The 12,496-nt window shown below is 39.9% G+C and carries 8 protein-coding genes and 1 tRNA gene; 4 read left to right on the top strand and 5 right to left on the bottom strand.

What is annotated here, in order from left to right:
• Together EOK74_RS02135 and EOK74_RS02130 are read left to right on the top strand one after the other, a co-directional pair.
• A complete protein-coding gene (locus tag EOK74_RS02135) occupies positions 1–1,161 on the top strand; it encodes a tetratricopeptide repeat protein (protein WP_133468264.1) in 1,161 nt (386 codons plus the stop codon).
• A 97-nt stretch (positions 1,162–1,258) separates the two neighbouring features.
• Positions 1,259–2,155, top strand: a complete 897-nt coding sequence (locus EOK74_RS02130; RefSeq protein ID WP_133468263.1) for a tetrahydrodipicolinate N-succinyltransferase N-terminal domain-containing protein — start codon at positions 1,259–1,261, stop codon at positions 2,153–2,155.
• A 79-nt stretch (positions 2,156–2,234) separates the two neighbouring features.
• Here the strand turns inward: EOK74_RS02130 and ruvX are convergent, their stop codons facing one another.
• From ruvX to EOK74_RS02105, 5 genes are all read right to left on the bottom strand, one after another.
• The gene (ruvX, locus tag EOK74_RS02125; RefSeq protein WP_133468262.1) at positions 2,235–2,663 is read right to left on the bottom strand and encodes a Holliday junction resolvase RuvX; all 429 of its coding nucleotides are present in this window, start codon (positions 2,661–2,663) and stop codon (positions 2,235–2,237) included.
• On the bottom strand, positions 2,664–3,221 hold the full coding sequence (locus tag EOK74_RS02120) for a YqgE/AlgH family protein (protein ID WP_133468261.1): 558 nt from the start codon (positions 3,219–3,221) through the stop codon (positions 2,664–2,666).
• A gap of 15 nt (positions 3,222–3,236) precedes the next feature.
• Positions 3,237–4,205 carry a glutathione synthase gene (gene gshB, locus EOK74_RS02115; protein ID WP_133468260.1) on the bottom strand — a complete coding sequence of 323 codons (969 nt, stop codon included), beginning with the start codon at positions 4,203–4,205 and terminating at the stop codon, positions 3,237–3,239.
• Between the two features lie 159 nt (positions 4,206–4,364).
• Complete coding sequence (locus tag EOK74_RS02110; RefSeq protein WP_239023977.1) at positions 4,365–5,348, bottom strand: tetratricopeptide repeat protein; 984 nt, start codon at positions 5,346–5,348, stop codon at positions 4,365–4,367.
• A gap of 459 nt (positions 5,349–5,807) precedes the next feature.
• The gene (locus EOK74_RS02105) at positions 5,808–6,137 is read right to left on the bottom strand and encodes a hypothetical protein (protein ID WP_133468259.1); all 330 of its coding nucleotides are present in this window, start codon (positions 6,135–6,137) and stop codon (positions 5,808–5,810) included.
• 385 nt (positions 6,138–6,522) lie between these two features.
• Between EOK74_RS02105 and EOK74_RS02100 the strand changes: the two genes are divergently transcribed.
• Together EOK74_RS02100 and EOK74_RS02095 are read left to right on the top strand one after the other, a co-directional pair.
• Positions 6,523–6,599, top strand: a tRNA-Ile gene (locus EOK74_RS02100).
• Between the two features lie 368 nt (positions 6,600–6,967).
• Positions 6,968–12,355: an FG-GAP-like repeat-containing protein gene (locus EOK74_RS02095; protein ID WP_133468258.1), complete on the top strand. Its 5,388-nt coding sequence runs from the start codon at positions 6,968–6,970 to the stop codon at positions 12,353–12,355.
• Positions 12,356–12,496 lie beyond the last annotated feature (141 nt).

Genomic DNA, 12,496 nt, shown 5'->3' with positions numbered 1-12,496 from the left:
ATGCAGCTCAGAAAAATACTTAGTGGATATTGGGCAATACTACTAATAATTGTCATCAGCGGCTGTCAATCTACTAACGTTGAAGTGCCAACACCAAAAATCGAATTAAAACCATTAGAGCTAAATGCCAGCACTCTTTTTACATTCAATACCCAATTAGAAACGGCATTAAATAATGCCGACCTTGTATTTTTTGAAAACCAGATAAGCACTAGTCTAATAACAGAAAAGTTAACTAAACGCGCTCCCCAGCTATTCCTCACTTCAAAACAAGTGCATAAAACCGCATCACAGTTTAAAAATAAAATTATTGAATCAGTTACTTTATTTACGGAGGAGTTTAATTGGGAATACCTATATTCAGAAACCTTCTCACAAGGACAGGTCGCCAGTTATTATCGCTTAGAAACCTCAGAAGGGTACAACTACTTTACCATCTGGCTTAACCCCAACACCTTCCAAATATTTGACTTTCACCCAGTATCGTATGAATTATCGGGGCTCAATTTCCTAATCAGTTTTACTTCACTCATGAGTGAAAATAGTGCTGGAGATAACAAACAATTGGTTGATGATTTGTTGGTAGCCGTTCAATCACAAGATATACGAGAGATAGTCAAAATCTATGAAAGATCTGAAGATACTATATCTCCCAAAGGCGCATTAGATGACTTTGTATTGCGTTCGATAGGCCAATTTGCAGCAAATGAAAACTACACACAACTGATTGAGTCTATTATCGGAAACTTTGAGAAACGTGGTAAAACATCACTGATGTTTGAAGGCCACTATTTTCAGAACAAAAATTTTAAAGCCGCTATAAACGCGGTTAATTCAATCCAGCCATTCGCTTTGATGGACAGTAAAATGCAAAGTGAACTGGCGATTCTATATGGTTATGATAACAATCATACCCTTGCGGCTAAACATGCGAGGGCAGCAATATTATCGAATCCACTAGATGAAGAAGCTTACTTTGTTCTATTACAAGTTGCATTTTTTAGTGAGGATCACGATTTAGCAACTGAAGTTATCGACGTACTGATAGCCAAGTTTGACTATATAATTAATTCAGAATTAATTTCCTCATTAGAAAATCACCAAGCTTTTTTAAAGTCAGACATTTTTGCGACTTGGTCAAATGAGCATAATCAGACTTAATGTAGCAATTGGCATAACCTATAAATAAAAGTAGCTGCGATTTGCTCCAATAAAAGGGATAATTACCCAATAATTAAATCCCTTTTAGGACAATAGTATGACAATCACTCGCAATGGTCATCGATACCTCGATGTAGAAAGTGGTAAAACCTTAGATGTATGGTTTCCTCGTAGCAATAAGTATATCTCACGTAACTGTTTAGCCAGCAAAGTTGGGTTAATCAAGGGCGAATATGTTGAAATCACCATCGATATAGACGCAAAACCAGAGTCAGCAGAAGACGCATATCTACGTTTACACCTTTTATCAGAATGTGCAGTACAACCTAACCAAATTAACCTTGAAGGTGTTTTTGGTTTATTAACAAATGTAGCCTGGACCTCAGCTGGCCCGGTATTACCTGCAAAAGTTGAAGTTTTACGCGAGCTTATTGCTGAAGAAGAACATCACTTAGCAGTGACTTCTATCGACAAGTTCCCAAGAATGACCGATTACGTTATCCCTGAAGGTGTACGTATTGGCGATGCAGACAGAGTTCGTATGGGCGCACATTTAGCTTCTGGTAGTACTGTGATGCATGAAGGTTTTGTAAACTTCAATGCCGGTACATTAGGCAGTTCTATGGTTGAAGGCCGTATATCACAGGGTGTTGTGGTAGGAGACGGCTCAGACATTGGCGGTGGAGCCTCAACTATGGGTACTTTGTCTGGTGGTGGTAAAACCATTAACTCTATCGGCAAAAGCAGTATGGTTGGTGCAAACGCCGGTATTGGTATCTCTTTAGGTGACGACTGCATCGTAGAAGCAGGCTTATATGTAACTGCCGGAACTAAAGTGACTACACCTGATGGTGAAGTAGTGGCAGCGCGCCAATTATCAGGCATGAACGGTTTGTTATTCCGCCGTAATAGTCAAACAGGTGTAGTTGAAGCCGTAGTCGCTGACTCATCTAAATGGGGCGGTTTAAACGCTAGCCTACATAGTAACGACTAATTTTGATGTAACTAAGCCCTTAAATCTGAGGGCTTAGTCTTCTCTTATACCGTCCTTATACCGTCCTTTTATCGGGCGTTTAATACTGTGACTCCACCCAACTTTCAAAAATCAAACAAGCAGACACACTATCTACTTTTTGTTTATCTAATTTTTTATATCCACCCAGCTCAAATAAACGTGCTTTAGCATCTACGGTTGTTAAGCGCTCATCACAAGTTTCCACTTTAACCCTATACTTAGCGTTTAAGCGGTTGGCAAACTTTTTAGCTGCAAACGTTACTTGTTGATTCGAGCCATCCATATTTAACGGCAACCCCACAACAGCTAATTGTGGCGACCATTCCTCAAAAACCTTAGCGAGTAGATCCCAATTTGGAATACCATCAACTGCTTTCAAGGCGTCTAAAGGGGAAGCCGTGCCTGTGATCTCTTGCCCCACGGCAACACCTATACTTTTAGTACCAAAGTCAAAGGCCAGTACTGTGCGTTGTCCTTGCTTATTCACTTATGCGTGGCCTACATCTGGTCCAAGCTGCCATACATCAACTCCTAGGCGATGTACGGCTGTTTCCCACTTTTTATGAATAGGCACATCAAAAAGTAGTTCTACATCTGCCTCTACCATTAACCAAGAATTGGTTTGAATTTCTTCTTCTAATTGGCCAGCAGACCAGCCTGCATACCCCAAAATCACTAAAGATTTATCGGGAGCTTGTTCATTACCTAACGAAGAAATTATGTCTTTAGACGTAGTCACCATGATATCTGAAGTCATAGTTAAACTTGAACTCCAGCCGGGTTGTGAGGTATGCAAAATAAACCCACGGTCCTGACTTACGGGGCCACCTGCCAAAACAATTTCATCTGCTTTTGCGTCGAGTACTTCAGCCTCTTCATCCACCTGATTAATAAGCTCTTTTAACTTCATACCAACAGGTTGATTTATGACTAATCCCATGGCCCCATTTTTATTGTGTTCGCATATGTAAGTCACAGTACGTGAGAAATAAGGGTCTTCCATGGTAGGTGTGGCAATTAGCAGATAATTTTGCAAACTTTGCATTAAGTCTTAAACCTCTTAGGCCGTATTGCCACGAATAGCCGCTACACGTTTTTCTATAGCATCAAACAACATACCAGTGATATTGACATCATAGGCCGCTTCAATTTCTCGAACACAAGTAGGGCTAGTCACATTAATTTCAGTTACTCTATCACCGATAACATCAAGTCCTACAAAAATGAGTCCCTTTTCAACCAATAGAGGTGCAATAGTTTCAGCAATTTTCAAATCTGATTCAGATAATGGTTGCGGACGACCTGTACCACCAGCAGCTAAATTACCTCGGTTTTCACCTTTAGTGGGTAAACGGGCCAAAGCATAAGGCACCACTTGCCCATCTACAATTAAGATACGTTTATCGCCGTCTTTAATTTCAGGTAAGAACTTTTGAAACATAGCATAGCGAGAACCCAGTTCTGTTAAAGTTTCAATAATAACGCCTAGATTATTACCGTCTTCTTTAACTCTGAAAATCGAGGTGCCACCCATGCCGTCTAAGGGCTTGCAGATAATGTCTTGATGAGTTTTATGAAACTCTCTAATTAACTTTGAATCACGAGTAACAAGAGTATCGGCGACTAAATCTGGGAACCAAGACGTAAATAACTTTTCGTTAAAATCACGTAGACTTTGTGCTTTATTCACAATCAAAGTACCACTTTGTTCAGCCAATTCAAACATATGTGTAGCGTAAATAAATTCGTTATCTACAGGGGGATCTTTACGCATCAAAATCACGTCTAGTTCAGCTAACCCTAGATACTGTTCTTGCTCTAAAGCAAACCAATTATCGGCATCTTCTTGAACAGACAATCTTTGCATACGTGCCATGGGTTTGCCATTTTGCAAATATAAGTCAGCCATTTCCATGTAGAACAACTCATAGTCACGTTCTTGAGCATCCAATAACATGGCGAAACTAGTATCTTTTTTGATGTTAATTGAGGTGATGGCATCCATCACTATACCGAGTTTAATGGTCAATATCGTTCCTTAAGAAAGCAGAAAGGCAATGTAATTATTCGCCTTACAATAGATGAACCTTATGTTGAGGGTATTATTGCAAAATTCAAGGAAGATTGTTTAGTAAAACCACGCTGAAGACCAGCGTGGTAAGAAGTGATAGCTTAATCAGGAGTATGCTTACATCTTTTTGAGGGCCTTTTTAGCTCCCTTAGCAACATCTTGGAGACTTGACTCTAGTAATTCTTGATAAAGGTTTTTGGCTTCTGGCTTTTGACCATTTAAGGCTAATAAGTTAGCCAAACGAAATTGAGCCCAGGGTATAGGGGCTAAACCTTCTAAATCTGGATAGTTTGCAACATATTCTTGAAGGGCACTTATTCCTGTCTCAATATTTTGTTCACTTAATACAGATGTTTTACCAAGTTGGTAAAATGCAGAGTATTTTGCTTTCACACTCCTTTCATCTTCAGCTTTTTTACTTATAGCTTGGGTAAAATATTCAAAGGCTTTTGAATAGTTTTCCTGACGTTGCTGGATCATTCCCGCATCAAAATAGAAATCAGGAATATCTTCATAGGCTAGCATCGCATCATTAAGTAACTGTTGCGCAGCTAACTCATCATCTTCAGCAAATGCATAATCAATTTCTGCTTTTAAACCAGCCTTAACATCTAACTCTGTTATGCGTAAAACTTGTTGTTTTGCTATTTCGACATCGCCACCGGCGATCCCTGGCGCTTGAAGATGAAATTGCATTAGGGCGTTTCTATAAAGCACAGAATCAGGCTTCAACTCAACTGCAAGCGTAAAACTATCCAGTGATTTACCTGCATAACTTAAGGCAGAAAAAACTGAATTTTGTGCTTGGCTACCCATAATTCTGCCACGCCAATAATGAATTTCAGCGTTATCAGTTTGCTTTTCTGCTGCCTTCTCAATCCAGTCTTCGGCTTCATCTAGGTCAGACGCAATATAAATTTTTGCTAGTTGCAACATAGCTTGAGGGTCGTTCTCTTGTTTTTTAAGCAACTCAATGGCTAACTCTGTATCTCCAGATTTTAACACTGCAGTGGCTTGCTCAACGGCAGTCGCTTGCTTTGCTGAGCCTGCGGCTGAAAAACTCAGAGATAGACACAACACAATTGCTGATAATTGATTCACTAATTTTCCTTAATTTTTAATAAAGTACAAAATAAAGACAGCTTATATTTTATTGAGTTCAACTATTATTCAGCACTAAATTAAACTAGGAAAGTTGTAAAATAGACGATGTAAAAAAGGGCTGAGCCATACGGCAACAGCCCTTTTCAATCCAAGGAACAATACATGTTAAAGGTTCCCCTAATTAATCATGTATTCATCGGTCACTACTCCGACACTTCAAGTGTAGAAGCGTTATATTACGAAAAAACGAAAATGTGACGAAATACCTTGTACATAAGATAAACTTCACTAAAAAGTTATCGAGAAACATTTAGTTACTAGCTAGCAATCAACTGCAACATTTGCACGCGTGAATTGTTAACTCTCTAACGAGAGGCTTTATCACCGAATGTATTCAGGTATTTAATTAAACTAAAAGCCCTGTAAACAGGGCTTTAATTGGGTTTAGAGGTTGATTTAAAATGCATTCTCTTGATGAATCTTTATAAATAAGGGAGTGCCATATTTACTATAATCAACTTTATACTCTTTACCGTTAATAGTTTGGATGAATACCAAAATCTTTTCTTCACCAAAAACGTCAATACTACTGATATCAACTTTTTCTAGATCTAAAGCTTTTGCATCCCGTTTGTTTTCAGGGATTTCTCCGGTATATTCTTTAATGCCTTTATGGCTCACCAATACTGGTGGATGATCGTCACCATTTACAATCAGCAAATCTAACTTTCTTACTTTATGAATAATGGTATTGCGACCACTTACTAAATAGGGTTTTTCTGTCACTTTAATCTCCAATTCAATGCGTGAAGTGCATTTAGTATAAAGAAGATACCAAAGTTTATTTGGCCTTGCACCTGTTAGTTAAAGGGGAACAAAATTTTACGGCAGCTGTTTTATTATTTAGGTTTGCTCATTAAACTAATGTTTTAATACTAAAGTTTAATACAGTTTAAATACTCAAAAAAACGTAATCTAAATAAATATTGGATAAATTCTCGATTTAAGCAAATCTGAAACAGTAAAAATAGCTTCATTAGGCCAAGCTGATGAAAAATCCAGCAACCAAACTCTTTTATATAACAAGTAAGATGACAATCCCTAAAAAACTGCTTATACTGCGCCTCGATTTTGATTAGCCCTTGGTTTTCAAAATCAATATCTTAGATGTGGCCCTTTAGCTCAGTTGGTTAGAGCATACGACTCATAATCGTCAGGTCCCCTGTTCGAGTCAGGGAAGGGCCACCATTTCTTACGTAGTTCAGAAATTTCCTTGAATATTTAACATCCCTTTCCTATTTAATTCGTTTCATAACACATTTATTTCGCCCTACAAATTTAAAAACTGCAACTTCACACATCGAAACCATTTGAATTCTCTTCATTTGCTCGTCAATTAATTATTATTCACAGAAATACTATCCACAAATCACTGTAGATATTTTAGATTCAGGTAATAAAAACAACCAACATGTGCATTCTGTGTAAAATCTAAGTAAAGCTATTGACTATTTATGTTGGGTGAGTAAAAAATAAGCAGTACAAATTAAAAAATTTGTGTGTTAAACAAAATAGACGTTTTGTTATTAAGCTATCCTAAAATGAAGGTATTCAACATGAAGGTATTTAATGGAGTAAAGACTAGTATTCGGGGTAGCGCATTGCGCACTATACCGATTATTAGCAAGCGAAAGAACTTACATAAAACAGTTATAAAAAATAAACATTCTGTTCTTGCAGTATTTAGTTCAATATTTTTCAGCTTTAGTACAATCTCACACGCTCAATCAATAGAAGTTGTTCTTCCATCAATCGCATCTATGGATGGGATTGTAGCTGAAAGTCCAGCTTTAAATGGTAATGGCGGGTTTAACAAATCCAATCAAACTGGAACTTCAGCTCTAGTTATTGGAGACTTTCCAGATAATAGACAAGTAAAAACGATTGTATCTTTTGACACATCTTCTATTCCTCAAGACTCAACAATTGACTCTGCGACTTTGCGACTAAGGTTTGGAAGAGCCATTGGGCAAAACGTATTTGAGACATTGGGACCATGTTTAATTGATGTCAATAGTGGAGCATTTAGTGGTAATTCGGCTTTAGAATCCTCAGACTTTAATGCCACAGCTACGGCTATGTCTGCAGGAACCTTAACGAATGTCATAACCCCTGGAGAATGGTCAGAAGCACAATTAAATTCTAACGGTTTAAACGCTATAGATACTGCGGGTATAACCCAGATTAGAGCTTACTGTGTCGTAGACGATAATGGCGACTCCAGCCAAGACACCGCAACTTTTAGCTCTGGTGAACTAGCTCAATTTAGTCCCGAATTAGTCATAAATTATTCAGAAGTAAACACACCAGCCGAGCATTCAGCTGCTAGGCAATGGAACGAGGAGCTATTGGAAGCAATTCGCCATGATTTCGCTCGCCCAACCGTTCATGCTCGTAACCTTTTTCACACTTCAGCGGCCATGTATGATGCATGGGCGGCCTATGACCCTGAAGCAGGGCAGGTATTACACCATGAAAAAATGGAGCCTGTAGAAGATGTGTCTGCTGCACGCTTTGAAGCTATTAGTTACGCAGCCTATCGTATATTAAGTTGGCGCTTTTCAACATCTCCAGGTGCTGAAACCAGCTTAGCTGACTTTGATGAAAAGATGGATGAACTTGGTTTTGATAAAGAATTTACATCCACCGAAGGAGACTCTCCTGCTGCACTAGGTAACCGAATAGCGTTTACTGTTTTAGAATTTGGTTTAACAGATGGTTCCAATGAACTAGGAAGTTTTAGTAATCTCTATTATGAAGCGGTAAATCCTCCTTTATTACCTGATCTGCCAGGCAACCCAGACTTAATCGATCCAAATAGGTGGCAGCCATTGTCACTGGAATTTTTTATTGATCAGAGTGGCAACCCAATACCCGGTGGCGCATCAGAGTTCCTAAGCCCAGAATGGGGCCAAGTCACTCCTTTTGCCTTAACAGAAGAAGACCTTACCATCTATAACCGTGACGGTTTTGATTATTGGGTTTACCACGATCCAGGGGCCCCACCAGCATTAGGAACAGATGATTATAGAGAAGGATTTCAGCAAGTCGTTGAATGGAGTGGATTCCTTGACCCAGCCGATGGCGTAATGATTGATATAAGTCCTGCATCTAATGGTAATAATCCAATTGGTACAAACGCTGGTAATGGCCACGATTTGAATCCAGCAACAGGTTTGCCCTATGAGCAAGAAATTGTTCCAGCTGGAGATTATTATCGAGTTTTAGCAGAATTTTGGGCTGACGGTCCAGATTCAGAAACTCCTCCAGGCCATTGGTTTGGCATAGCAAACTATGTAATGGACCATGATCTTTTTGAAACTCGATTTAATGGTGTAGGTGAGTTACTCGACCCATTAGAGTTTGATGTAAAAGCCTATTTAGTATTAGGCGGAGCAATGCATGATGCTGCAATCTCAGCTTGGGGAGTTAAAGGCTGGTACGATTACATCAGACCAGTATCAGCTATACGCCACATGTGTGATCTGGGGCAATCGTCAGATCCGAGTGGTTCTAACTATAATGCAAACGGCCTAGCTCTTGAATCAGGAAAATATGAATTAGTAACAAGTACAACTGCCGCACCTGGAGGTATTCATGAGCATTTGGCAGGTGATAATGGCGAAAATATTGGAAAAATCGCTGTTATGGCTTGGCGGGGTCCAGACTATATCTTAGATACAGAAAACGATACTGCCGGCGTAGGTTGGATATTATGTGAAAATTGGTGGCCATATCAGCGACCAACTTTTGTAACTCCTCCTTTTGCTGGATACGTGTCTGGTCATAGTACTTTCAGCCGAGCAGCTGCAGAAGTCATGACTTTAATCACTGGTGACGAATTTTTTCCTGGCGGTATGGGAACGTTTGAAGCACCGAAAGATGAGTTTTTAGTATTTGAGGATGGCCCTAGTGTTGATATCGTTTTGCAATGGGCAACCTATGCTGACGCTTCCGATGAAACCAGTTTATCCAGAATATACGGCGGTATTCATCCAACAGCAGATGATATTCCGGGGCGTTTCATGGGAGCCGAAATAGGTCCAGATGCATTCAACCATGCTGTATCGATATTCTCTGGTGAACTAGGTATTTTACCTACTGTAACTATGGTTACATCTGTAGATGGTGAGGTATTCGAACCAGGAGAATTAGTTGAGTTATCTGCTACTGCTTTTGATTCTGATGGCCTTGATATTTCAGAAATGATTGTATGGGCATCTTCAGTAGATGGTGAGCTAGGGACAGGCAGCTCAATATCCACTGACAGTCTTTCAGACGGTGTACACGTTATATCTGCCACAGTCACAGACAGCGATGGTCAAATAAAAGTCATTTATTTTGAAATATCTATAGGCAGCCAAGCTCCTACTTTAACTATTTTAGCGCCTAGCTACGACACACGTGTTGACCAAGGTGTCGATTTGTTCTTATCAGCTCAAGCTGATGATTTTGAAGATGGTGATATTTCTACTGCGGTAGTGTGGAGCTCTGACGTTGATGGTGAGATCGGCTCTGGCGATACTTTAGTAGTTTCAACACTATCACCAGGTGAACATACTATATCAGCTTCAATAACAGACAGTGAAAGTAATGAAACTTCGGCATCTACTTTTGTAACTATTTACGGCCAATTAACACCTAGTGAGGCAACCTTTACCTCAACAGCCGAGTTTGATGGATTTGTAATAGAGTCTAACGAAAATACTAACCAAGGCGGGTCTGTGTTATCTACTTTTGCAGGAGGTGGGGCGTTACGATTTGGTGACTTTAGAAATGATAGTCAAATCAAGTTATTCACTTCATTTGCATTAGATATACCAGATGGCAGTGTGTTAAGTGCGGCTACATTGAATTTAAAACAAGGTGGTGTTTCAGGTGTGGATCCTACTCAAGTCTTAGGTCCATGTTTGATAGATATACATACCTCTGGTTTTAGCGGTAATTTAGCCCTTGAATCCAGTGATTTTCAAGCCACTGCAACAGTAGAAAATGCAGCTACATTTGATGCCACTCTCGACCCTGAAAACTGGTCAAGCACAAGCCTTAGTGAAGAGAGTTTAGCTGCCATCGAATCGGCTGAAAATGTACAAATGAGGGTAGCCTGTAGCTTAGATGATAATGATGACAATGTTGAAGACTCTTTAGCATTCTATTCAGGTGAAGATGCGAATGCCGATAATCACCCACAACTGGTAGTGTTATTCTCGGATCCTAGTGGCAACACAGCACCATCAGTTGTCATAAGCTCTCCTGTAGATGAATTAAGAACTGAAGATGGCCAATCAATTTTGTTTGATGCTTTAGCCAGCGACATTCAAGACGGTGATTTATCTAGCGGAATTACTTGGCGCTCAAGTATTGATGGCATAATAGGTAATGGTAGTACTGTGAATACAGATTCTTTATCTACTGGCTCTCATATTGTTACAGCGGAAGTATTAGATAGCGCCGGTGTGCCAGGGCGTCAAACTATCATAGTACATGTGGGCGTTAACTTAACACCAGAGTTTACTGATGTTACCGACGCAACCGGTCTTAATGTGATTCCAGATGCAGTTGGGTTAGCCGCTGGAGATTACGACAATGACGGCTGTGTTGATTTAGCTGTCAGTACTCGAAACCAAGCGGCTAAACTGCTCAAAAATAACTGTGATGGTACATTCAGCGATGTCAGTATCGCCGCAGGCGTTGGTGTGAGTGGTAAAACTAGGAATAGTGCAGTGGTTTGGGGTGATTATGATAATGATGGACTACTGGATTTATATATTGCCAATGACAATCAATTAACCGCAGGAGGTGAGTTGTATCACAACCTCGGAGATGGCACATTCGAAGAAGTGGGTGCTATCGCCGGCGTAAATACAGCTACTGGAGCCACAGGCGCGACTTGGAATGATTATGACGGTGATAACGACTTAGACTTGTTTGTATCAGTACGTTACGGCACAGATCCTTTGTCTATTCTGTACCAAAATGACGGTAATGGTAACTTCGTTGATGTTGCTCCATCTCTTGGTATACATGGCGCTCCGTCTAGACCTACATTCTCGGCTGCATGGGTTGATTTTGATGAGAATCTAACTCAAGACCTTTGGGTAGTTGTAGACTTTAGTCCAGATGAGTTTTACCGAAACCTAGGAGCTGGCAATATGGAAGATGCCACAGCTGCGGCTGGCTTAGATGATACCGCCCAGCATGGTATGGGTATAGCGGTGGGAGATCCAAATGGAGACGGATGTCTTGATGTGTTAGTTACCAATAACGCCAATAGTCAAATGACAAGCGATGCCGCAGAGTCATACCTTCATGCAAACAACTGTGACGGTACCTTTAGTCGTATAGGCCAAGCAGCCGGTATTCTAAATCGAGATGTTACCGAGTGGGGTGCGAGCTTTGTTGACTTTGATAACGATGGAGACGAAGACTTAAGTATAGTGGCAGGTGGCTTTGCGACATCTCCTAGCCAAGCAAATGTACTCTATCAAAATATTTCTGATGGTACTGGGGAGCTAGAGTTTATCGAAGTTACAGAGGCGGCAGGAGTGGCTAGTGATGGCAAATCAAAAGGTACAATTTGGTTTGACTTTGATGAAGACGGTGACATGGACTGGTTTATAGCCCATGAAGATACTGGCGTACAAGTATTCCGTAATGACGGACCTGTAGGTAACTTCATTAAAGTTCAATTACAAGGTACTACCAGCAATAGTTATGGTGTAGGCGCTAGAGTTGAGGTAGTGGCCGACGGCAAAACTATGGTTCGTTACCTTAGAGCCGGTTTAAGCTTTGCCTCTGCAGAGGAACTAGAAGCAACATTTGGTTTAGGAGATCTCACATCTGCTGAGCAAATAACAGTTAAATGGCCTAGTGGAACAGTGGATAAATTGTTTGGCATAGGTGCAAATAGCTTGTTGCTAATAGAAGAAGGACAATACCCATAATTGTTTTCTGAAAGTAACTTTAGGTAGAAACATACTTCTACCTTTTTTATAAATCTCATACCCTATCAGAAATGATGGGGTATTTTTTTATAGGCTTTTACGTTTTAATAACCCATAAGTTTTTAAAAGTAATTTTTAATT

The sequence above is a fragment of the Paraglaciecola marina genome, assembly GCF_004360155.1.
GTDB classification, from domain to species: Bacteria; Pseudomonadota; Gammaproteobacteria; order Enterobacterales; family Alteromonadaceae; genus Paraglaciecola; species Paraglaciecola marina.
This window is presented reverse-complemented; position numbering and strand designations above follow the sequence as displayed.